Raw genomic sequence first — 23,135 nt, forward strand, 5'->3', positions numbered from 1 at the left:
AGAGTTTATGTCACAGACTGCAATCACACTGGCTTTTGAGCAGTGGAAAGCCAGCCAGGCGGTAACGGGTGAATCCGTTTTGCTGAATGAATTTGTTTTTGCCAACGTGCCGGGGCTGGATGCCAGTAAACCGATTGATCGCAATGAAACGCTGCCGCCAGATGCGCAAATTGTTCACCGCCAGGCGGTAAGCCGTAAGGGCGTTGTAAATGAAAATGCTGTGGTGCACTCCGTTGTACTGGGTGCTGACGTGGGCGACTTTTCATTTAACTGGATTGGGCTTATTAATAAGGCAAGCAATACGCTGGCCATGATTGTGCACGCGCCATTACAGCAAAAGCTAAAAACGAAAGATGGCCAGCAGGGGAACGTGCTTACCCGTTCGTTTCTGATGGAGTTTAACGGCGCACAGACTGAAACAGGAATCAGCACGCCAGCGGAAACCTGGCAGATTGACTTTACTGCCCGTATGGCCGTGATGGATGAACGCCAGCGCCTGGAAAATATAGACATTTACGGTGCGGCGGCATTCTTCGGTGACGGCTATCTGGTCGGTAAAAATGGTTCACAGTATTTTGTAACACCTGGGGTGGGGTATGTTCGCGGTCTGCGTACACTACTGGGAGCCAGCCAAAATATTGTCGTGACAAACAAGCCAGTTAAGGTCTGGCTGGATGTCGCCTGGACGGGGACACTGACAAGTGCCTGGGCGGTGGAAAGTAAAATCACCGTTACCGATGTTCTTGCGGATTATGTGCAGAATGGTGTTCAGCATTTTGTGTATGCAGTGGCTAACATTGACGAAAACGGCGTAATTACAGACCTGCGTCCGAAGGGAAGCCTGGGTGACCAGCAGGCAAATAAAGATTTTCTTCGTAAAGATAAAAACCTTAGCGACCTGAGCGATAAAGCAAAGGCGAGGGATAATCTTGAACTTAAAGCGGCCGCAACCCGTGAAGTTGCTGATAATGCTTCTGGAGCGTTGATCCCTGTAGGGTATAAAGGGAATTTCATGTCTCACGCAAATCACGATCCGATTGATTTTGCAACTTATCCGTTTGTTGTCGGAGAATCATTATTTATTGATGTACGAGGATGTACCAATACCCCGTCCTTTCTGACTCAGGATTATTACTACATTGATGTCGTGTGTGCAACCAGCCCGGCTCAGGGTGGAAGGGTAAACAGGCCGTTAATTCAATTTGTCAGTTACACAAAATATACTCAGATCCTCGCCATTCGTGAAGATGACGGTACAACCACAGGCTGGCGTTATTTCCGTGCAGTACAATTTGATAATGATAACCAGACCGTCAGTCTTCCGGGTGCTGTAAATGCTGTTAATGGTGGGATTCAGTTAAGCCAGAATGCTGTTACTATTCGCGGGTCGGGTAATAAACACCTCTGGTTTCATGACCAGAACGGCAAAGAAATGGGGCTGGTTTACGCCTCTGACGATAAAGTGTTGCACCTGCGGGCGGGGGAAGGTCCAACAGTAAATATTGGTTCAGATGGGGTTGTAAAATTGCCGGGGCCGGTAATTGATGCGAGCTACTATCAGACAAACCCTTCCGGCTCTGCTGGGTGGCATGGCGCCGGGATGTTCGCTAGTCAGTATGCAAATGCAGCGCCTTTCCTTATTCCTTTGCGATATTCGACACCGAAGGATGCGTCTGTCTATCTGCCTATGATTAAAGGATTATCACAAACAGATTATTGGGGTTACGGTTCTGCTGTCAGCTTTGGAATATTGCGTTCAGGACAGGGGGATTTTGGTTCCGCAGTAATCAATATTATTGGCGATAGCGGTCAGGGGGTTGTATTCAACTTTAATTCTAATGGAGACTTTAACGTCCCCCGTCAGATTGGTAGCGGTGGAAATATTGTTGCTGGCTCTGGTTTATTTGAGTCTGGCGGTGCGGTACGGGTTTATTCATCCAATAATCCACCACCACAGCAGGATTTAAGCCCTTATGCAACAGCATCATGGACTATCGCTAACTTCCTGCAAGGTGGGCTTAGGCTCGCATCGGCAGGTGTCGCAACAAACGGAAATAATGATAATGAATTTGCATATGCCCCTAACGGAACGGTAGTTACTGCTGTGCAGCAAAAAACGAATTACACGGCGGTACAATATCGTTCTCTTCAATATAACATCGGCGGAAACTGGTACACAGCATGGGTGGCTTAATGACGAAGCAATCTGGAGTATTTAAAAAATATGACCCATTAGATAAGTGGGGGAAATACACCCCGGCGAAGGTAGCTAAACTATCGCCGGAGGAACTCGAATTATATTACGTTGCTAAATCACCAGAGGTGAATATTGTTTTCCTGAAAGACGATAACGGCAATGACTGGTATCTCTGGCTTAAGACACTTTCACAGGAAACGCTAAAGATATCATTTAACCCTGACACGAAAGAAATTATCCATTTCTCTTATGATGCAAGCGCGATTTTCCCGATTAATCAGATTGTCGTTGAAGTCGCGCCGGAGAATGTACCGGATGAATTTACCGCTGCGGGCGAGAAAGCATTAGGTGGCGCATTTCTTTTTGATGGTGGGGAGATTATTGCCGCGCCAGTCGATTATGCAGCTGAAGCGCAAAGCAAAAAACAGGAGTTACTAACCCAGGCTAATAACGTGATTGCCACACTTCAGGATGCGGTTGAGCTTGATATGGCCACTGTAGAAGAGGCTGACGGTCTTACCCAGTGGAGAAAATATCGTGTTTTATTGAGTCGGGTTGATGTTACTGCCCCTGTCTGGCCGGAGGTTCCCGAAAATGTGGCGTGAGGCGCGGATTGCATTCAGCGATTCAGTTGCGGCTCTGAATTGTTCTGTTATACCTGCTCACCCGTGGATTTACGGGCTGGGGCAACAGACGGAAAACGGTGCTTATCTCAGCCCGGTAAATGCGATCAATTACCTGGCTGAGAAACTGGCCGGAACGGGTGGGGCGGCGGATATCGTGATCATGATGGTTTCTGGCCAGACGCATGACAGCTTTATGGCCAGCCTGAACAACCTTGTAGATGTATTCCCCAGCCCTGCATTTACCCAGGTGCGGAGGCTGGCGCAGTCAGCTGCGCAGCTGGCAGCGGAGAAGATGCAAATCCCGGCAAAATACACTCAGAGTTTGCCAGCGGCGATCCCGCTATCCGTGCCTACAAGCCGCACAGCCCTGGCGGCCGCAGCGGTGAAAAAAGCCCAGCAGGAAGCCGCAGCTATCGCGGATTTGACAGGGGCAAAAAAGCTGATGGGGGAGTTTAAACAGCAGCGTGAAAGCCTCCTTTCTGGCATTGCCAGCGGGTTAACAGAATTGCAGGGAAAAAGCGCCAGGGCATGGGTATTTACCGCCAGCGGCCATTTACCGTCAACGCTTCTGGAGCTGGTAAAAGGGATTCCGCTTCAGTCCTCCGTGTACACCGCCGCCATGATGCTGGTTGGCGACAATCTCGACGGCATAAAAGGAATGATCCATGACATCGAACCCGACACTGGCGCTTAACGGCGAAGCCATTCTGCTGAAGAACATGCGCGTTACGGTTTCCCAGCAATTCCAGGATAAAGACCAGTCCGGCCAGACAAGTGCCACGACAAAATCAGAGCAGGGCATAAAAGGCAAAGAGCTGCGCGTATCAGGGGAAATCCCGTATAAAAATCCGGAGATCCTGCGTCGTATCTTTGAGCTGGGCAGCGCGACGGATGCCAGCGGCCAGCGCCAGAAATACCGTGTAGCGCATGAGGCCGCGCGGGCTGTGAATTTTCGTGAGGCGACGTTTACCGGAACCCTGGACGCGCCGCCGCAGGATGGGCGCATGTCCTGGCTGGTTACGTTCACGCTGACCGAACATATCAGCGTGCAGGAAAAACGTGAGGCCAGGGCAAGCGGCAAAACCAAAGCCGTGAAACAAACGGCGGGAAGTGGCAGCGGCCAGAACGGAAGCCAGGCAGCTGGCGAGGATGAAGAAAAACTGACGTGGTTTGAACGAAAGGTGCTCAAGCCCGTAAATGATGCACTGGGATAAAAATGAAGCCGATTAAACGCCTGTACCTTTCAACGGATGAAATCCACCTGGCTGATGCCAGCCTGGTGCTGGAGCTGAACAGCTGCGGCCGGGGGTTTATTACTGCCGGGACAACGCAGGACTATACGGGCAAACTGGTGCGTCTCGATGTGGGTTATACCGATCTGGTTTTGCGCTGGTTCACCGGGTATGTGGAGCGCTCGCAACCTGCTGAAAATGGTTTCCAGCGGTTGTTTGTTCGTGAGCTGGTCGGCGTGTTTGAACGTCTGTGGCCATGCTCATTCCAGCATCCTACGCTGCGCGAAGTAGCCAGCTGGTTGACGGAGCATAGCGGGCTGACAATCAGTGTACCGGATGCGGAGTATTCAGACCGTCCGATCCCACACTTCACCCATAGCGGTACGGGTTATCAGTTGCTGGATAATTTGGGTAAAGCTTTTGGCGTTACGGATTACGTCTGGTACCAGCTGCCGGACGGCGGGGTGTATGTAGGTGGCGCGGAAAAAGCCCTGTTTGCTGATCGCCCGATTGAGATCCCGCATGAATTTAACCAGGGGGCGGCTGGCGGGAACTCCATGACGCTTCCCCTGGTGCAGAGTCTGCGCCCCGGCGTGGATCTGAACGGGGAGAGGGTGACAAAAGTCCACCTGCAAAATGACACGATGGCCGTGACCTGGACGCCCCGCAACCGTGCCACGGGTCAGGCACTCCAGAAAACGCCCGTGCAGCGCCAGATTGAAAGCCATTATCCGGAGCTGGCATCCGGGATGCACTTACCAAAATTCGCCCGCGTCATGAATCCCGTTGAAGCGGTGAAAAGCGGCAATTTCTCCGATCCGTTCCGTCCTCGTTATGCGGTTGATGTGCAGCTGTTAGACGCGGACGGCAACCCGGATAAAGACACGCCTGTTTACTCAGCTGTGCCTCTGCCGGTTCCTATGGCGGGTAACGATTCCGGGATGTTCCAGTTTCCCCCTGAAGGGACGCTGGTTGAAATTGCTTTTACTGGCGGAAGGCCGGATAAGCCCTTTGTGCGGCAGACCGTGCCGGAGGGAACCAGCTTACCGGATATCCAGCCAGGCGAGCAGCTGCAACAGCAGCGTGCGGAAGTGTCGCAGCGCGTCACCCAGGCGGGCGACTGGGTAAGGCAGACAGACCAGACGATCAGTGAAACATCTATGGCGCGGATGGTTAATGCCGATACAGAACAGCGGGAGCTGGTGAGCCGGGAAACTACCATTAAGGCCACGGATAAAGTTACGGTGCTGGGCACGTCCACACTGATGGCCGGAGCCATTCAGCAGGTATGCACGGGTGATTACAGCCAGGCAGTAAATAACCGCGTGGCGAGTATCGGCGGCAATGATGAAACGGACATTGCCGGGAGCCAGACAGTCACAACGGGTAAAGACCTGATCGAGAAAATTGGCCAGATACGTAAAAGCGTGGCGGCAGTACAACAGCAGATTATTGCCCCGGTGGTCTGGATTGGCTCTGGCACCATCAACGTGGCACAGCTGATGCTCGACACGCTCGACGTGGTTAAAGAGCTGGCAGAGCAAACGGCAAGCCACACGCACAGCAATACGGGAGCACCGACCAACGCGGGAGCCATCCGGAACACCGGAACGAAAGCGGACACGCTGAACGGCAAATACTCCCCGGTGATTGGCAAGTAAACCTGTCCAGAACATAACCCGCGAAAGCGGGTTTTTTTATGCCCTTCATTCCCTGGCGGGGATATCTCTTTTCTTACCTCTTAAGCGGCTATCGCTACGCGCTGTCAGCGGCGCTCTGGCGCGTTCAGCCTTTTCGTACACTCAGTGCCACCCTTAAAACAGATCGTCCCCACAGCGGGGCGCTGGCGCGTCACAGCGCGGCCAAAAAAATCTTTCGCAGACAAAAATCGCACTACACCGCACCCGCCTGCGGTTTTTGGATCATAAAGTTTTTTCAGTTTTATTTTTCTTCAAACCAGACCGCCAGACCGCGCCAGTATTGGCGGCTTTGCGGAAAACCAGAACTGAAAAGATTGAAAAGAATTTCAGTATTTTTCACTTTCAAGGATCTGCGAAGGATCGAAAAGAAATCGTAACAAGCAGATAAATAAGGATAATTTTAATTTTATGTGACGGGGGAGGATCGTTTTGCTTTCGTGGTGAATCCCAGCCAGGAAAAGCTGACACCAGGGCTGGCGCGGCACAGAAGCAAACACAAAGGCGCTGGCAAACTGAAAAAGATACGCACTATAATACTGGTCATATGTACAGTTTTGGTGTTTGGAAGAGGGCAGGTCAATGCGGAAAGTTTCTATCAACGGCGCGGTTTTTATCTTCATGGCCAGAGGTGAAAAGCTTAAGGATTCTGACTGGCTCCCTTCCAATGGACTGCCGGACAGTAAATATGTTTTATGGCCGCGCGGGGACGGGTGGGATGTGCGTTATTTGGTGTTTGGCGCTGAGGGGGTGGAATGGCTACCGATAGCGAAAATGCTGTTTGTCGATGAGGCGGAAGCATGGCAAGAAGCATATGAACACTGGATGAAACGAAGTAAAAAAAACGCACCGCTTAAAAAACATGACGATTACCAGTCAGAGTTTCCATTCAGTCACCTTGAGGCCAACAGTTTCTTTTGACATGAGAGCCATAGTGTATACGTATGCCATAATGACATATTCGTTCAAACCATTGGTTGATTTCACAGAGATTAAATTATTAATGTAGTCGATGAATATTATTTAAAGACAAGGATGTTTGGTAAGTAAAACATCCTTGTCTTATTATTATTTAGCTAAAATACTTGCGTATTCCTTGAATGATTCTGTCAAGAATATTATTATGGCAGTAATCGATTTTGATATCTCTTCCTCCTTGATGTCCGAGTCTTTGAAATTCTGATGAGTTAAAGAATGTCTTAATACTGCTAGCTTTTCGAGCCCATCTGATTTTAATTGGTCAATTTTTTTCGTTCTCTCATCTTCAGGAAGAACGTCTAGACCTGATGTATCAATTCCAAGATACGAGCAAAAGTTATGACTTGCATATTCCTTGGCTGCTCTTAGACCATAATTATGATTAACATTCCAATTCAGTTCATTCCTGCAATGCTCTAAAAGTTCTATAGGGGAGCCTTCGAATTTGATGCGTTCGGAAAAATTGAAAACATTTTTCAATGGAAAGAAAAATTCTAGCATTTTATAAAGACATAAAAACATGCTATCTTGTTTTTTTGCACGAATGGCTCTTATTAATTCGAAGTAAAGCCAGTCATGATATTCTTCCGGTAAAGATAAAGCTAGCTCTAAAATTTTATCGTGTATAGCTTCATGCTTTTTATCAAGTAGTTCTACGTGTAGTAGGACTCTTATGATTTTTAACTCGGGTTTTTCGTTCGTATATTCTTTTTCAAGGTTAAGAGTTAATAGTTTTGGAAGGTATTGAGTTAACTCTTCTTCGAAAACATATTCACCAGTCAAAATTAAATTTAACTGACCTGACGGCTGTATGTTAAACTCTGTATAGAAAACTAAATGTGATAAAAAGTGACAATCATCCTCTACAACACCAGTATACATATGGGTTGAGTCTTTATATTCAAAGCCTTTATTCCAATATATAAAGAATTCTTTATCATTTGAAAATAATTGTAGAATATAATAATCGTCTTTGTGAAGTGCAATTCCCCACTGACAATTTTTAAAAAAATCGCGACCTTCATGGGCTAGCGGCCTAAAAGTAGCTTCATCTTGAGGGTCGCATGGGACGACTATAACTCTTTTGACTGCATTAACACCTGAGTTAGAATTAAACCATCTTGTAAACTGGTTTGTCATGTAATTCATTGCGTTCTTAGTCAGGCGACTAAGATCAGTCATTTCAGCCATATTAAATCACTCGCCAACATGGGTACATACTATTATTTTCGATAACAGCTTCAACGTGCTTAAACAAGGTAGTAAAAGCTTTAAGATAATAGCTTCGTTCTAATTCCCCAATCCGGCTAGTTCTAGTTCTTGTCGAAAGGACTTCATTTAGTGTTTGTATGTCAACAAATTCATTTAATTGAATGCTATTCAAACTATCCATATAGGCAATAAGCTTATCCATTCTGGATTTCAAATCTTCCATCTTATTTTTTGCATCATTTAAATCATAATCAAAACCTGAATAACCAAGAGTATATTCGGCTACAGCTACAATAAAACCGATAGAACCGGGCGCTGAAGTGAATATGTCTCTTCCTGATTTAATTCTAGGTTCCTCCTCAGCGTCAATATCTGTCCTAGTGACTTTGTCAAATTTCTCGTCTAAATTAACCAATAATCTAATGGCATCTAAGAAAAGAGGGAAGTAATCAGCATCTGAAGCAGCATCGGTAATATCAATTTTTGAAAACTCTTCCGCCATTTTATCTTTAATATCAACATCTATCGAACGAGATGTAAAAGCTAAAAATAGTTCGACTACTCTTGAACTCTTATAGGTGCCAGCTTGAGTTCTCCTGGAGTTATCCCCAACTGTGATTATTCTAATGCTTCCCACACTTTCATTAACTTTTGTTATTAATTGTTTATATAATACATCTAATTGCCTTTTTAGATCCCAAGGTACCTGTCCTGTGTTAAGTACAAGCATTCTATAAATCAGAGTGTCAACTTTTTCTGAAATCCATATTTCAACTCTAACTAAACTATCTTGCGCGTTAGCTTCTTTGAGTGCAGTTGTCCTTTGCATTCCGTCAATAATACTAACTTCAAGGTTTTTATTTTTTATCTCACTTATCAGTTCGTTAGAATTATTGATCTCGCTCAAAAGATCATAATCATCTCTGGTACATACAACACCAATAACAACGGGGGGGATAACAGCGCCATCCTTAATATCTCTTACTAATCTATTTCTTATTTTAAGACCAGTCTTTGATTTTATCGCTGGTCGCTGTCCATCTAAACCACCATCATTAGCATAGGATGCCTCGACTAACTCTAAATAATCTTTTGCTGAAACTGTAGCCATGATTGACCAGCAAGAACTTCTTGCGTCACGTAGCTTGATAACTGGGCTATCTTGCATAAAAACTCTCTACCATTAGTTGAGTTGTTAAAAAAAAGTTATGTTAACTTAACGGGATTACGAGGGTTGGATAAAAACAGAACAGTAACTGGTGCTTTTGGTCACGAGTGTCCAAATCCGTCGTCTAAGTTAAGCATTATCTAAATGATAAGCGAGATCCACTCTTTCACCGATGAACTGATTCGATAAAAACATAGTGAATGGAAAACGCTGAAATCTTTTGCCGCCATTTTGTCGCCATTGGAAGCAATGGATTCAACTAACTCGCGGTTTCATAAGGGATAAAATAGCAGACAACAAAAAACCCATCAACCTTGAACCAAAACGGCGGGGTTGATGGGCTCCACAAATTGGGGACATCAAAGAAAAGCAGTGGCAATAGTTATGACTGCCCCCTGATAAAAAAGTTCTGCGCGTAACGAAAATTTTTTCGTCGTGCGCAGAACTTAAGAGTTATCCGAGTCCAGGCCAGATGATGATGATCAGCGTACCCGCCAGCGTAAGCAGTACGTTAGCGATAGCGTAGGTGCCCGCATAGCCCAGCGCAGGAATATTGCTGCGTGCGGTATCACTGATAATTTCCATTGCCGGGGCGCAGGTACGGGCCCCCATCATTGCCCCGAAGAGCAGGGCGCGGTTCATGCGAAGCACATAAGCACCGAACAGGAAGCAAATCACGACCGGTACCAGGCTGACGATAAGTCCGGAAACCAACATCTGCCAGCCAACAGCACCCAGGCTGTGGCCAATGCCGCTACCGGCGCTTAAGCCGACACCCGCCATAAAGACCATCAGACCAAACTCTTTCACCATATTGAGCGCACCCTGCGGAATGTAGCCGAAGGTCGGGTGGTTCGCTCGCAGGAAGCCCAGCATGATGCCGGCGAACAGCAGCCCGGCAGCGTTACCGATGCCAAAGCTAAAGTTGCTGAACTGGAAGGTGATCATCCCGATCATCAGGCCGACGATAAAGAAGGCGCAGAAGGCCAGCAGGTCGGTGACCTGGCTGTGAATAGAGATAAAGCCGATGCGGTCCGCAACGGTTTTCACGCGTCGCGCATCGCCGCTGACCTGCAGAACATCGCCTTTGTTCAGCACGACGTTGTCGTCGATTGGCATCTCAATCTGGCTGCGGATCACGCGGTTGAGGAAGCAACCATGATCGGTCAGCTTCAGCTGCGCCAGACGACGGCCGACGGCGTTATGGTTTTTCACCACAATCTCTTCGGTGACGATACGCATGTCGAGCAGATCGCGGTCAAACACCTCTTTACCGTTGCGGAAGCTCGGGTCGAGGCGGGCGTGGGCATCCGGGTAACCGACCAGGGCAATGTCATCGCCCATCTGCAGCACAGCGTCGCCGTCCGGGTTTGCCAGAATGCCGTTACGGCGAATACGTTCGATATAGCAGCCTGTCTGGCGGTAAATCCCCAGCTCGCGGAGGTTTTTCCCGTCCGCCCATGCAACCAGCTCGGGCCCAACGCGGTAGGCGCGAATCACGGGCAGATAGACTTTACGCTTGCTGTCGGTGTCCAGACCGCGTTCGCGGGCAATTTGCTGGGCGCTGGTCTGCAAATCCTGGTGCTGCAGTTTTGGCAGGTAGCGGGCGCCCACAATCAGGCTCACCAGACCAATCAGATAGGTCAGGGCATAGCCCAGGCTCAGGTGGTCGAGCGCGGTAGAGAGTTGCGCACCGGCCATGCCGGAGTGGCGCAGGGTATCGCCTGCACCCACCAGCACCGGCGTGGAGGTCATCGAGCCGGCGAGCATACCAGCCGTCAGCCCGATATCCCAGCCAAACAGTTTACCCAGCCCTAAGGCGATCAGCAGCGCGCTGCCGACCATGACCAGCGCCAGCATCAGATAATTTTTGCCGTCGCGGAAGAAAATTGAAAAAAAGTTGGGCCCGGCTTCCACACCAACACAAAAAATAAACAGCATAAAGCCTAAGTTGAGCGCGTCCGTGTTAATGCTGAAATGCTGCTGGCCTAATAATAGTGAGACGACTAAAACGCCAATGGAATTACCAAGTTGAACCGAACCAAGGCGCAATTTACCCAGGCAAAGGCCCAGCGCCAGTACCACAAATAATAACAGGATGTAATTCCCATTTAACAAGTCTGCGACGTTTATATTCACGGAGGCTAACTTCTTGTTTACCAGTAAGTTGTTGAATGAAAGGACTTTTTGGGCTACTGTTTTCTGGGTCAGGGAAAGGCTTTAACGCTCCCTGTTTCCAGCTTTATTCCCTAAAACATTAGCTGGCGGTTAGTTTAATCGTATTAGCTACTGACAGCCACCTATTATCGCTTCACCCTGTGTGTACTTTGGCAAGGATTGCCGCATTGCTTTATCTGACTGGGCGTCTACCCGACGAAAGTGTATTTGATAGAGATAAGTCAGGAGGATAGTTTGAACATTAAACGAAACTGGGCGGGGGTGATCAGCTGCTTTTTGCTGTTCATTGTCGTTTGCATGTCCCTCGCTTTTAATGTGAAGGGAGCGTTCAGGGCGTCGGGTCATCCGGAGCTGGGGCTGCTCTTTTTCACACTGCCAGGGGCTGCTGCCAGTTTTCTCTCCCGCCGGGGGGAAGTGGTGAAACCGTTACTGGGCGCAATACTTGCAGCGCCGCTGTGTCTGCTGCTGATGCGGTCACTGTATATTTCAACGCGAAGTTTCTGGCAGGAACTGGCGTGGTTGCTGAGTGGCGTCTTCTGGTGCGCACTGGGAGCGCTATGCTTTTTGTTTGTTCATAGCATGTTGGCCCGGCGCAGACAGCACAAATAAAAACGCCCTCAGGGTGAGGGCGTCTTAGCATTACTGAGCGGCAAACAGGCCCAGATGTTCTTTAGCGTATGCTTCAAAGTCTGTGCAACCGCCGATGTGTTTCTGATCGAGGAAAATCTGCGGTACGGTTTCAACCGGTTTACCCACGGTTTTTTCCAGATCGGCTTTGCTGATCCCTTCCGCATGGATATCAACATAACGGAAGTTAAAATCATCACGCTCTTCGGTCAGTTTCTCAGCCAGCTCTTTCGCGCGCACACAGTAAGGGCACCCTGGACGACCAAAAATTACTGCAAACATTTCTCTCTCCTCGAAAACAAGCCTGACGGCGAATGGGTCTATAGTGCCCGATAACCTGCCGTCATTAAAGAAGGTTTCGCCTGTCGTTATAATACCTCTCAGCTATGTTTCGCCAATTACATCGCGCGCATCATTGCCTATACTGGCTGCGATATGATTCACGCAAGACAAAGAGAGACAAGATGACGCCAACCATAGACCTGCTACGTTCCCATCGTTCAATTCGCCACTTCACCGACGAGCCGATAACGCCGGCGCAGCGTGAAGCCATTATTGACAGTGCAAGGGCGACATCCAGCTCCAGCTTCCTGCAGTGCAGCTCCATTATTCGTATTACCGACCCGGCAATGCGTGAACAACTGGTGACCCTCACTGGTGGACAAAAGCATGTGGCACAGGCAGCCGAGTTCTGGGTGTTCTGCGCCGATTTTAACCGCCACCTGCAGATCTGCCCGCAAGCCGAGCTTGGCCTTGCCGAACAGCTGCTGCTGGGTGTGGTGGACACCGCGCTGATGGCGCAAAACGCCTTCACGGCGGCGGAATCGCTGGGGCTGGGCGGCGTATACATCGGCGGGCTGCGTAACAATATCGAAAGCGTTACCGAACTGCTGAAGCTGCCAAAACATGTTCTGCCCCTGTTTGGCCTGTGCCTTGGCTGGCCTGCGGATAACCCGGACCTCAAGCCGCGCCTGCCTGCGGCGATGCTGGTGCATGAAAACCACTACCAGCCTGTCGATCAGGATGTGCTGGCGCAATACGATGAAGAGCTGGCGCACTACTACATGACGCGCGACAGCAATAACCGTCGCGATACCTGGAGTGACCACATTCGTCGCACCATCATTAAAGAGAATCGCCCGTTTATTCTCGACTATCTGCACAAACAGGGCTGGGCGACACGATAGCCCATTCATCCTGCGCCTGCCTGCGTGTATGATACGCAGGCTTTTTCCATGTCTTTAGAGAGGTGCAGGGTGAAAATTGCCATTTTGTCCCGGGATGGAACGCTCTATTCATGTAAACGCCTGCGAGAAGCGGCGGCAAAACGGGGGCATCAGGTTGAGATCCTCGATCCGATGTCCTGCTATATGAACATTGATCCTGCTGCCTCATCGATTCATTACAAAGGCCGCAAGCTCCCGCATTTTGATGCGGTTATTCCCCGCATCGGCTCCCAGATAACCTATTACGGCACGGCCGCGTTGCGCCAGTTTGAGATGCTGGGCAGCTATCCGCTCAATGAATCCGTTGCGATATCTCGCGCCCGCGATAAGCTCCGTTCGCTGCAACTGCTTGCCCGGCAGGGAATCGATCTTCCGGTTACCGGCATTGCGCATTCACCGGACGACACCAGCGATTTAATCGATATGGTGGGTGGCGCACCGTTAGTGATCAAGCTGGTGGAAGGCACTCAGGGCATTGGTGTGGTGCTGGCCGAAACGCGGCAGGCGGCGGAAAGCGTGATTGACGCCTTTCGTGGGCTGAATGCCCATATTCTGGTGCAGGAGTACATTGAAGAAGCCAAAGGGCGCGACATTCGCTGTTTTGTTGTCGGTAACGAGGTGGTTGCGGCCATCGAACGCCAGGCAAAAGAGGGCGACTTCCGCTCTAATCTGCACCGTGGCGGCGTGGCGAGAGTCGCGGATATCAGCGATCGCGAGCGTGAGATTGCCGTGAAGGCGGCGCAAACGCTGGGGCTGGATGTGGCGGGTGTTGATTTACTGCGGGCGACGCGCGGACCGCTGGTGATGGAAGTGAATGCCTCACCGGGACTGGAAGGGGTGGAAAAAACCACCGGGGTCGATATTGCGGGTAAAATGATCTCATGGGTCGAGCGCCACGCAACGCCGGGCTACTGTCTGAAAACGGGCGGTTAAATGGATTACAGCGCACTTTTTGCGTACTCTATGCGAAGTTTTTATTAAAGAGGCTGCACAGCGATGGATTTACAGGTCGTTCCAACACTGGATACGTTACGTCAATGGCTCGATGATGCCGGTATCACTTTCTTTGAATGTGATTCCTGCCAGGCGCTGCATTTGCCTCATATGCAAAATTTCGATGGTATTTTCGATGCCAAAATCGATCTCATTAACGACGTGATCCTCTTCTCTGCGCTGGCCGAAGTGAAACCGTCTGCGCTGCTGGCACTGGCCTCTGACCTGTCGGCCATCAACGCCAGTTCTTTGACGGTGAAAGCATTTCTCGATATACAGGATGATAATCTGCCAAAACTGGTCGTTTGCCAGTCTTTATTCTCCGGTGCCGGCCTCTCTTTCAAGCAGTTCTCCTGGTTTATGCGCTTGAGTGAAGAGCAAATTTCGATGGTAATGATGGAAGCCAATGCGCACCATCTGCTGTATAGCACGGAAGATGATGCAGAGAATAATGATGCATCTCCCAATTTTCTTCACTAAGCCTGTCTGACTTTTGCGCAGTCGCTGCCATAGCGGCTGCATAACGCCATTTTTTCTGCTGCTTTTAACCTTTCTTTAAAGAATTTTTCACCTCCCCAAACGCCATTTCGGCTTATCACGTAGACATAACCTGCATAAAAAATTGATAAAAGGCGTTTTTTCGTCTGGGCTATAGCCGGAGACACGGGCTACAGTTATTCTTGCGATGCTTAAAAAAGCGAGCGGATCCTGCCGGGTAAAGAGGTTTCTTTTTATTTCGTGCAGAGCGACAAACTATGCATGATTATTGCATATCTTCAGATTGCACAGTTTTAGTTCGTTTGTTAACGAGCTTTCAGAAGGAATAACGATATGATCGCCTTGAATAAAAAATGGTTATCGGGTCTGGTTGCGGGTGCTCTGATGGCCGTCTCTGCCGGCACGCTCGCTGCGGAACAAAAAACGCTGCACGTTTATAACTGGTCTGACTATATCGCGCCGGATACCGTCGCTAATTTCGAAAAAGAGACCGGCATTAAAGTGGTCTATGACGTTTTCGATTCCAACGAAGTGCTGGAAGGGAAACTGATGGCGGGCAGTACCGGTTTTGACCTGGTGGTACCCTCCGCAAGTTTCCTTGAGCGTCAGCTGACGGCAGGTGTCTTCCAGCCGCTCGATAAGAGCAAATTACCGAACTGGAAAAACCTCGATCCGGAAGTGCTTAAACTGGTCGCCAAGCATGACCCGGACAACAAATACGCGATGCCGTATCTGTGGGCGACCACCGGTATTGGCTATAACGTCGATAAAGTCAAAGCGGTGCTGGGTAAAGATGTCAAACTCGACAGCTGGGACGTGGTGCTGAAGCCGGAAAACCTTGAGAAGCTGAAAAGCTGCGGCGTCTCTTTCCTGGATGCGCCAGAAGAGATTTTCGCCACCGTGCTGAACTACCTGGGCAAAGATCCTAACAGCAGCAAGGCCGATGATTACACCGGCCCGGCAACCGAACTGCTGCTGAAGCTGCGTCCGAACATTCGTTACTTCCACTCCTCGCAGTACATCAACGACCTGGCAAACGGCGACATCTGCGTGGCGATTGGCTGGGCAGGGGACGTATGGCAGGCGGCTAACCGCGCCAAAGAAGCCAAAAACGGCGTGAATGTTTCCTACTTCATTCCGAAAGAGGGCGCGCTGGCGTTCTTCGACGTCTTCGCCATGCCGGCTGACGCGAAAAACAAAGACGAAGCTTACCAGTTCCTTAACTACCTGATGCGTCCGGAAGTCATCGCGCATATCAGCGATCACGTCTACTACGCTAACGGCAACAAGGCCTCTGTGCCGCTGGTCAGCGAAGAGATCCGCAATAACCCGGCTATCTATCCGCCGGCGGATGTGTTTGCCAAGCTGTTCACCCTGAAAGTTCAGGATCCAAAAATTGACCGCGTACGTACCCGTGCGTGGACCAAAGTGAAAAGCGGTAAATAACGGCGTCCGGTACGGTTGCCCGGTGGCGAAAACGCTCACCGGGCCTGCTAAACCCGTCGGTCGGGCTGGCGTGAGCGCCGCCCGACGATGCGCACCCTGATGGTGCGTTTGCACCAGTTTTGATTTCTGCCGGAGAGCACCCCGTGAATGACGCGATCCCCCGCCCGCAGGCGAAAGTCCGTAAAGCGCTGACCCCGCTTCTTGAAATTCGTAACCTCACCAAATCTTTCGATGGTCAACATGCCGTGGACGACGTCAGCCTGACTATCTACAAAGGTGAAATTTTTGCCCTTCTGGGCGCATCTGGCTGCGGTAAATCGACCCTGCTGCGTATGCTGGCCGGTTTTGAACAGCCTACCGCCGGGCAAATCATGCTGGATGGTGTCGATCTCTCCCGCGTGCCGCCGTATCAGCGCCCGATAAACATGATGTTCCAGTCTTACGCGCTCTTCCCGCATATGACGGTGGAGCAGAATATCGCCTTTGGTCTTAAGCAGGACAAACTGCCGAAAGCCGAAATCACCGCCCGCGTGGCAGAGATGCTCAGTCTGGTGCACATGCAGGAGTTCGCGAAGCGTAAACCGCATCAGCTCTCTGGTGGCCAGCGTCAGCGCGTGGCGCTGGCCAGAAGCCTGGCGAAACGGCCAAAGCTGCTGCTGCTCGATGAACCGATGGGTGCCCTGGATAAAAAACTGCGTGACCGTATGCAGCTGGAAGTGGTGGATATCCTTGAGCGCGTGGGGGTGACCTGCGTGATGGTTACCCACGACCAGGAAGAGGCGATGACCATGGCCGGGCGTATTGCGATCATGAACCGCGGTAAGTTCGTACAGATTGGCGAGCCGGAAGAGATTTATGAGCACCCGACCACCCGCTACAGCGCGGAGTTCATCGGGTCGGTCAACGTCTTCGAAGGGCTGCTGAAATCGCGCGAGGATGACGGTCTGGTGATCGAGTCGCCGGGGCTGCAGCATCCGCTTAAGGTCGATCCGGATAGCTCGGTGGTGGATAACGTGCCGGTGTATGTCGCGCTCCGCCCGGAGAAGATCATGCTGTGCGAAGATCCGCCGGCCGATGGCTTTAACTTCGCCGTCGGGGAAGTGGTGCACATTGCTTACCTGGGCGACCTCTCCATCTACCATGTGCGTCTGAAAAGCGGGCAGATGCTCAGCGCCCAGCTGCAGAACGAACATCGTTATCGCAAGGGACAGCCGACCTGGGGCGATGAAGTGCGCCTGTGCTGGGATGCGGACAGTTGTGTAGTGCTGACGGTATAAGGAGCGGACAATGAGTACCTTAGAACCTCCAGCCCGCGTTGAAAAACCGGGTGGCTTTGCGCACTGGCTGGCGCGCATGCAGATGAACCACGGACGCAAGCTGGTGATTGCCATGCCTTACGTGTGGCTGATCCTGCTGTTCCTGCTGCCGTTCCTGATTGTTTTTAAGATAAGCCTGGCGGAAATGGCGCGGGCGATCCCGCCCTATACCAACCTGCTGGACTGGGCTGACGGACAGCTGACGCTGACCCTTAACCTCGGCAATTTCCTGCAGTTGGCGGAAGATCCGCTCTATTTCGAAGCTTATCTGCAGTCGTTGCAGGTGGCGGCGATCTCGACGATCTGCTGTCTGCTTCTGGGTTACCCGCTGGCATGGGCCGTGGCGCACAGTAAATCCTCGACGCGCAACATTCTGCTGTTGCTGGTGATCCTGCCGTCATGGACCTCGTTCCTGATCCGCGTCTACGCGTGGATGGGGATCCTGAAAAACAACGGTGTGCTGAATAACTTCCTGATGTGGCTTGGGGTTATCGATCAGCCCCTGACGATCCTGCATACCAATCTCGCGGTCTATATCGGGATTGTTTACGCCTATCTGCCGTTTATGGTGCTGCCAATTTATACGGCGCTGACGCGTATCGATTATTCGCTGGTGGAAGCATCGCTTGACCTTGGTGCCCGTCCGCTTAAAACCTTCTTCAGCGTTATCGTTCCGTTGACCCGGGGCGGCATTATTGCCGGGTCGATGCTGGTCTTTATCCCGGCGGTAGGGGAGTTTGTGATCCCGGAACTGCTCGGTGGCCCGGACAGCATCATGATTGGGCGTGTGCTGTGGCAGGAGTTCTTTAATAACCGCGACTGGCCTGTGGCGTCTGCGGTGGCGATCGTGATGTTGCTCCTGCTGATCGTACCGATCATGTGGTTCCACAAACATCAGCAGAAACAGATGGGAGACCACGGATGAACAACTTACCGGTAGTGCGCTCCCCGTGGCGAATTGCCATCCTGGTGATTGGCTTTACCTTCCTGTATGCACCCATGTTGATGCTGGTGATCTACTCGTTCAACAGCTCCAAACTGGTAACGGTATGGGCCGGCTGGTCGACGCGCTGGTACGGCGAATTGTTCCATGATGACGCGATGATGAGCGCGGTGGGGCTGAGCCTGACCATCGCCGCGCTGGCGGCCACGATGGCCTCCGTGCTGGGGACCATTGCCGCGCTGGTCATGGTGCGCTTCGGGCGTTTTCGGGGGTCGAACGGCTTTGCCTTTATGATCACCGCGCCGCTGGTTATGCCAGACGTTATCACCGGTCTGGCGCTGCTGCTGCTGTTCGTGGCCCTGGCGCATGCCATTGGCTGGCCGGCAGATCGCGGCATGCTCACCATCTGGCTGGCGCACGTCACCTTCTGTACCGCGTACGTGGCGGTGGTTATCTCTTCGCGTTTGCGCGAGCTGGACCGCTCCATTGAAGAGGCGGCGATGGATCTCGGTGCGACGCCGCTGAAGGTCTTCTTCATCATTACGCTGCCGATGATTATGCCGGCGGTGATCTCCGGCTGGCTGCTGGCGTTTACGCTGTCGCTCGACGATCTGGTTATCGCCAGCTTTGTCTCAGGACCGGGCGCGACGACGCTGCCTATGCTGGTCTTCTCCAGCGTACGCATGGGGGTCAATCCGGAGATTAACGCCCTGGCCTCGATTATCCTCGGGGTGGTCGGAATTGTCGGATTTATCGCCTGGTATTTGATGGCGCGCGCGGAAAAACAACGTGTGCGTGATATCCAGCGTGCAAGACGCGGCTGAAGGATTTAAAATTTCCAGTGATGTGCCGCGCATGACGCGGCACTGTTTTTCAGGGAAGTAAAACATTGGGATTATTAAAAAAATCACGTCTTACGCACGCTCGTCCAAACGTTCCTGCACTGGTGCAGGTGGCGGCGCTCGCTATTATTATGATCCGCTGTCTTGATGTGCTGATGATCCTTAACACCCTGGGTGTGCGCGGTATGGCTGAATTCATTCACCGCAGCGTACAGACGTGGAACCTGACGCTGGTCTTTTTGAGCAGCCTGGTACTGGTGTTTATCGAGATTTACTGCGCATTTTCGCTGGTCAGAGGACGCAACTGGGCGCGCTGGGTCTATTTGCTGACGCAAATTACGGCGGCGAGCTATCTGTGGGCCGCCTCGCTGGGGTATGGCTATCCGGAACTGTTCAGCATTGCGGGTGGATCAAAACGCGAGATTTTGCACGCGCTGTTTTTGCAAAAACTCCCGGATATGCTGGTGCTGTTCTTCCTGTTCGTGCCTGCTTCCAGTCGGCGGTTCTTCCAGCTGCAATAATGTGTATAATCGCAGCCCTCGTGATTCTTAAGGTTTTGATATGCAGTGCGCACTTTATGACGCCGGTCGCTGCCGCTCCTGTCAGTGGATAGAACAGCCGGTTTCTCAGCAACTCACCGCCAAAATGGCCGACCTGCAACACCTGCTGGCAGACCATGCCGTGGGCGAATGGTGCGCACCTGTCAGCGGGCCGGAGCAGGGCTTTCGTAATAAAGCCAAAATGGTGGTGAGCGGCAGCGTTGAAAAACCGCTGCTGGGCATGTTGCATCGCGAGGGTACGCCTGAAGATTTAACCGACTGTCCGCTTTATCCCGCCTCGTTTGCGCCGGTCTTTGCTGCGCTCAAACCGTTTATTGCCCGTGCCGGGTTAACGCCCTATAACGTTGCCCGCAAGCGCGGCGAGCTCAAATACCTTCTTCTTACCGAAAGCCAGGTAGACGGCAGCATGATGCTGCGCTTTGTTCTGCGCTCAGAAGCCAAGGTGGAGCAGCTTCGCGCGGCGTTGCCATGGCTTCAGCAACAGCTTCCGCAGTTAACCGTTATCACCGCGAATATTCAGCCGGTGCATATGGCTATCATGGAAGGGGAGCGGGAGATCTTCTTCACCGAACAGCATGCGCTGGCAGAAACGTTCAACGATGTACCGCTGTGGATCCGTCCGCAAAGCTTCTTCCAGACCAACCCGACCGTCGCGAGTGCGCTTTATGCCACCGCCCGTGACTGGGTGCGGGCGTTAAATATCCATCATATGTGGGATCTGTTCTGCGGGGTGGGCGGCTTCGGTTTGCACTGTGCCACGCCAGACATGCAGCTTACCGGGATTGAGATTTCCGCCGAAGCGATTGCCTGTGCCAGACAGTCTGCTGCAGAGCTTGGGTTGACCCGGCTGCACTTCCAGGCGCTGGACTCCACGCAGTTCGCGACAGGGCAGGACAATGTGCCTGAACTGGTGCTGGTGAACCCGCCGCGCCGGGGCATCGGGAAAGCGCTGTGCGACTATCTGAGCCAGATGGCACCGGACTATATCGTCTACTCCAGCTGCAACGCGCAGACGATGGCAAAAGATATCGCGACGCTGCCGGGCTACCGCATTGAACGCGTCCAGCTGTTCGATATGTTCCCGCATACCGCGCATTATGAAGTCCTGACGCTACTCGTTAAATCTTAAACAAAATGTGAACTCTGTCCGCCTGCGAAATCAGGTAAGCTTATCTCATCAGAATTGAAGAAGGCTTACCCATGAAGCAGATCCTGCTGGTGGAAGATGACCACGATATCGCGGCGCTTCTGCGCCTCAACTTAGAAGATGAAGGCTACGCCATCACCCACGAGCCCGACGGGGGCAATGCCTTACAGCGCCTCGAAAAGCAGCCGTGGGACGCGGTGATCCTCGATTTAATGCTCCCCAATGTCGACGGTCTGGAGATTTGCCGTCGCATCCGCCAGATGACCCGCTACCTGCCGGTGATCATCATCAGCGCCCGCAGCAGCGAAACCGACCGCATTACCGGGCTGGAAACCGGGGCGGACGATTATCTGGCCAAGCCGTTTTCGGTACAGGAGCTGATCGCGCGTATCAAGGCGCTGTTCCGGCGCCAGCAGGCGATGGGGCAGGCGCAAAGTGCCGGGAATATTCAGGCTCACGGTCTGACGCTCGACCCGCTGGCGCGCAGCGTGCTTTTACACGGCCAGGTGGTGGATCTCACCCCGCGCGAGTTTGAACTGCTGTACTTCTTTGCCCGTCATCCCGGTGAAGTTTTCTCGCGTCTGGCGCTGCTGGAACAGGTCTGGGGCTATCAGCACGAAGGTTACGAACACACCGTCAATACCCACATTAACCGCCTGCGCATCAAGATTGAGAAGGACGCCGCCGAGCCGGAGATCATTCGCACCGTCTGGGGCAAAGGCTACAAATTTGCGGAGCCAAACGATGCGCCGCTTTAGCCTGAGCCAGCGCCTGACGCTGTTGTTTATTCTGCTGCTGACGCTCTGTGCGACCATCGCCTGCGCGGTGCAACTTTACAGCACCACGCAGTACGGTAATGCGATGGTGCAGCGGCTGTCTGGTGGCCTGGCGCAGCAGATTGTCCAGCGGGAACCGATTCTGGATGCGCAGGGCAGGGTTGACCGCCACGCGCTGAAGCCGCTCTTTGACCGGCTGATGACCTTCAATCCAAGCGTCGAACTGTACGTTGTCTCGCCTGATGGCGAACTGCTGGCTGACGCCGCGCCGCCGGGGCATATCCAGCGGCAAAAAATCGACCTCGGGCCGGTGCAGACTTTCCTCAGTGATGCCGCGCGGCCGGTACTGGGCGATGACCCGCGAAGCCAGAACAAAAAGGTTTTCAGCGCAACGCCGTTGCGTCAGGACGGAGAACTGAAAGGCTATCTGTACATTATTCTGCAGGGCGAAGAGTCAAACGCGCTGGCGGAGATGGCCTGGCATCAGGCGCTCTGGAGCACCGTCCTGTGGTCATTGATGTGGGTCGCGCTGTTTGGTTTGCTGGCGGGGTTACTGGTCTGGTACTGGGTAACGCGTCCGGTCAAACGTCTCACGCAGGAAGTGGCCGGGCTGGAGCAGGACAGCATTAGCGCCATTAAACAGCTGGCGGCGCAGCCTACTGAAACCACGGTAAAGGATGAAGTGGCCACGCTGCGCAATACGTTTATCGAGCTGGCCCGTAAAATCACCCTGCAGTGGGATCAGCTGGCCGACAGCGATCGCCAGCGCCGGGAGTTTATCGCCAATATCTCGCACGATTTACGCACGCCGCTCACCTCCTTGCTGGGCTATCTCGAAACGCTGTCGCTGAAATCAGCGACGCTGACCCCGCAGGAGCACCAGCAGTATCTCGCCACGGCGCTGCGCCAGGGTCAGAAAGTGCGTCATCTTTCGCAGCAGCTGTTTGAACTGGCGCGCCTTGAGCACGGCGGCATCAAACCGCAGCGCGAGCGTTTTGCCATGGGTGAGCTGATTTCAGACGTGGCGCAGAAATTTGAACTCACGGCCCGCACGCGGGAGGTGAACCTGCGCATTGATGTACCGGGCCCGTTGCCGCTGGTGAATGCCGATGTCTCGATGATTGAGCGGGTGGTGACTAACCTGCTGGATAACGCGATGCGGCATACGCCGACCGGTGGAGAGGTCCGTCTGGCGGTCTGGCAGGAGAACGCGCAGCTACAGGTTGAGGTGGCTGATAATGGAACCGGCGTTGATGCTTCTCTTCGCAACGATCTGTTTGAGCGTCCTTCGGCGTTAAATCCGCAGGCATCACGGGAAAACCGTGGCGGGTTGGGGCTGTTGATTGTGAAACGCATGCTGGAACTGCACGGCGGGGGGATCAGGCTGATGGAGTCCACGAACGGGGCTCGTTTTCGCTTCTTTGTTCCACTGTGAAATTGCCGGGTTTGCCCGGCCTACAGACCACCCCCGTA

General features: G+C 52.1%; 23 protein-coding genes. 19 read left to right on the forward strand and 4 right to left on the reverse strand.

Annotated features, from left to right (window positions below; genetic code table 11):
- Nucleotides 1-7: 7 nt before the first annotated feature.
- The 7 genes from AM379_RS24365 to AM379_RS15430 all read left to right on the forward strand — a co-directional run bounded on the left by AM379_RS24365 (nucleotide 8) and on the right by AM379_RS15430 (nucleotide 6,673).
- Nucleotides 8-2,194 (forward strand): phage tail-collar fiber domain-containing protein, encoded by a 2,187-nt coding sequence (locus AM379_RS24365; RefSeq protein ID WP_236900299.1) that lies wholly within the window; start codon nucleotides 8-10, stop codon nucleotides 2,192-2,194.
- Complete coding sequence (locus AM379_RS15410; protein ID WP_106504362.1) at nucleotides 2,194-2,802, forward strand: tail fiber assembly protein; 609 nt, start codon at nucleotides 2,194-2,196, stop codon at nucleotides 2,800-2,802. The genes AM379_RS24365 and AM379_RS15410 overlap by 1 nt, the downstream gene beginning before the upstream one ends.
- Nucleotides 2,792-3,517, forward strand: coding sequence for a hypothetical protein (locus AM379_RS15415; RefSeq protein ID WP_106503881.1), 726 nt, complete (start codon nucleotides 2,792-2,794; stop codon nucleotides 3,515-3,517). The genes AM379_RS15410 and AM379_RS15415 overlap by 11 nt, the downstream gene beginning before the upstream one ends.
- Nucleotides 3,489-4,037: a baseplate complex protein gene (locus tag AM379_RS15420; protein WP_064672189.1), complete on the forward strand. Its 549-nt coding sequence runs from the start codon at nucleotides 3,489-3,491 to the stop codon at nucleotides 4,035-4,037. Before AM379_RS15415 ends, AM379_RS15420 begins: the two co-directional genes overlap by 29 nt.
- Nucleotides 4,038-4,039: 2 nt before the next feature.
- Complete coding sequence (locus AM379_RS15425) at nucleotides 4,040-5,716, forward strand: hypothetical protein (RefSeq protein WP_106503882.1); 1,677 nt, start codon at nucleotides 4,040-4,042, stop codon at nucleotides 5,714-5,716.
- Nucleotides 5,717-5,754: 38 nt separating this feature from the next.
- Nucleotides 5,755-6,132: a hypothetical protein gene (locus tag AM379_RS24095; RefSeq protein WP_158701857.1), complete on the forward strand. Its 378-nt coding sequence runs from the start codon at nucleotides 5,755-5,757 to the stop codon at nucleotides 6,130-6,132.
- Nucleotides 6,133-6,334: 202 nt separating this feature from the next.
- Nucleotides 6,335-6,673 carry a hypothetical protein gene (locus AM379_RS15430; protein WP_106503883.1) on the forward strand — a complete coding sequence of 113 codons (339 nt, stop codon included), beginning with the start codon at nucleotides 6,335-6,337 and terminating at the stop codon, nucleotides 6,671-6,673.
- Between the two features lie 147 nt (nucleotides 6,674-6,820).
- Here AM379_RS15430 and AM379_RS15435 read toward each other — a convergent pair whose 3' ends face one another.
- From AM379_RS15435 to AM379_RS15445, 3 genes are all read right to left on the reverse strand, one after another.
- On the reverse strand, nucleotides 6,821-7,921 hold the full coding sequence (locus tag AM379_RS15435) for a hypothetical protein (protein ID WP_106503884.1): 1,101 nt from the start codon (nucleotides 7,919-7,921) through the stop codon (nucleotides 6,821-6,823).
- 1 nt (nucleotide 7,922) lies between these two features.
- Nucleotides 7,923-9,110, reverse strand: a complete 1,188-nt coding sequence (locus tag AM379_RS15440; protein ID WP_106503885.1) for a hypothetical protein — start codon at nucleotides 9,108-9,110, stop codon at nucleotides 7,923-7,925.
- Between the two features lie 453 nt (nucleotides 9,111-9,563).
- Entirely contained in the window at nucleotides 9,564-11,249 is a 1,686-nt protein-coding gene (locus AM379_RS15445) for an aspartate:alanine antiporter (protein ID WP_014169303.1), read from the reverse strand.
- Nucleotides 11,250-11,522: 273 nt separating this feature from the next.
- On the opposite strand from AM379_RS15445, the gene AM379_RS15450 reads away from it, so the two are divergent.
- A complete protein-coding gene (locus AM379_RS15450; protein ID WP_020884874.1) occupies nucleotides 11,523-11,897 on the forward strand; it encodes an inner membrane protein YbjM in 375 nt (124 codons plus the stop codon).
- A 30-nt stretch (nucleotides 11,898-11,927) separates the two neighbouring features.
- On the opposite strand, the gene AM379_RS15455 is transcribed toward AM379_RS15450, so the two are convergent.
- Nucleotides 11,928-12,197, reverse strand: coding sequence for a GrxA family glutaredoxin (locus tag AM379_RS15455; RefSeq protein ID WP_014169305.1), 270 nt, complete (start codon nucleotides 12,195-12,197; stop codon nucleotides 11,928-11,930).
- Nucleotides 12,198-12,379: 182 nt separating this feature from the next.
- Here AM379_RS15455 and nfsA point away from each other — a divergent pair, with 182 nt between their 5' ends.
- The 11 genes from nfsA (at nucleotide 12,380) to AM379_RS15515 (ending at nucleotide 23,097) form a co-directional block, all read left to right on the forward strand.
- Nucleotides 12,380-13,102: a nitroreductase NfsA gene (gene nfsA, locus AM379_RS15460; RefSeq protein ID WP_025204598.1), complete on the forward strand. Its 723-nt coding sequence runs from the start codon at nucleotides 12,380-12,382 to the stop codon at nucleotides 13,100-13,102.
- Nucleotides 13,103-13,171: 69 nt separating this feature from the next.
- Nucleotides 13,172-14,074, forward strand: coding sequence for a 30S ribosomal protein S6--L-glutamate ligase (gene rimK, locus AM379_RS15465; RefSeq protein WP_020884872.1), 903 nt, complete (start codon nucleotides 13,172-13,174; stop codon nucleotides 14,072-14,074).
- A 63-nt stretch (nucleotides 14,075-14,137) separates the two neighbouring features.
- Nucleotides 14,138-14,614 (forward strand): YbjN domain-containing protein, encoded by a 477-nt coding sequence (locus AM379_RS15470; RefSeq protein WP_020884871.1) that lies wholly within the window; start codon nucleotides 14,138-14,140, stop codon nucleotides 14,612-14,614.
- A 351-nt stretch (nucleotides 14,615-14,965) separates the two neighbouring features.
- The gene (gene potF, locus AM379_RS15480; RefSeq protein WP_047742420.1) at nucleotides 14,966-16,078 is read left to right on the forward strand and encodes a spermidine/putrescine ABC transporter substrate-binding protein PotF; all 1,113 of its coding nucleotides are present in this window, start codon (nucleotides 14,966-14,968) and stop codon (nucleotides 16,076-16,078) included.
- Between the two features lie 143 nt (nucleotides 16,079-16,221).
- A complete protein-coding gene (gene potG, locus AM379_RS15485; RefSeq protein WP_020884870.1) occupies nucleotides 16,222-17,355 on the forward strand; it encodes a putrescine ABC transporter ATP-binding subunit PotG in 1,134 nt (377 codons plus the stop codon).
- A 10-nt stretch (nucleotides 17,356-17,365) separates the two neighbouring features.
- On the forward strand, nucleotides 17,366-18,319 hold the full coding sequence (gene potH / locus AM379_RS15490) for a putrescine ABC transporter permease PotH (RefSeq protein ID WP_044867654.1): 954 nt from the start codon (nucleotides 17,366-17,368) through the stop codon (nucleotides 18,317-18,319).
- Nucleotides 18,316-19,161, forward strand: coding sequence for a putrescine ABC transporter permease PotI (gene potI / locus AM379_RS15495; protein WP_020884869.1), 846 nt, complete (start codon nucleotides 18,316-18,318; stop codon nucleotides 19,159-19,161). The genes potH and potI overlap by 4 nt, the downstream gene beginning before the upstream one ends.
- Nucleotides 19,162-19,226: 65 nt before the next feature.
- Entirely contained in the window at nucleotides 19,227-19,700 is a 474-nt protein-coding gene (locus tag AM379_RS15500; RefSeq protein WP_014169315.1) for a YbjO family protein, read from the forward strand.
- Between the two features lie 40 nt (nucleotides 19,701-19,740).
- Entirely contained in the window at nucleotides 19,741-20,868 is a 1,128-nt protein-coding gene (rlmC, locus tag AM379_RS15505; protein WP_044858516.1) for a 23S rRNA (uracil(747)-C(5))-methyltransferase RlmC, read from the forward strand.
- 71 nt (nucleotides 20,869-20,939) lie between these two features.
- Nucleotides 20,940-21,644: a response regulator transcription factor gene (locus AM379_RS15510; RefSeq protein WP_014169317.1), complete on the forward strand. Its 705-nt coding sequence runs from the start codon at nucleotides 20,940-20,942 to the stop codon at nucleotides 21,642-21,644.
- Nucleotides 21,631-23,097, forward strand: a complete 1,467-nt coding sequence (locus tag AM379_RS15515; RefSeq protein WP_020884866.1) for a sensor histidine kinase — start codon at nucleotides 21,631-21,633, stop codon at nucleotides 23,095-23,097. The genes AM379_RS15510 and AM379_RS15515 overlap by 14 nt, the downstream gene beginning before the upstream one ends.
- Nucleotides 23,098-23,135 lie beyond the last annotated feature (38 nt).

This window comes from Enterobacter cloacae complex sp. FDA-CDC-AR_0132, from assembly GCF_003010695.1.
GTDB classification, from domain to species: Bacteria; Pseudomonadota; Gammaproteobacteria; order Enterobacterales; family Enterobacteriaceae; genus Enterobacter; species Enterobacter ludwigii.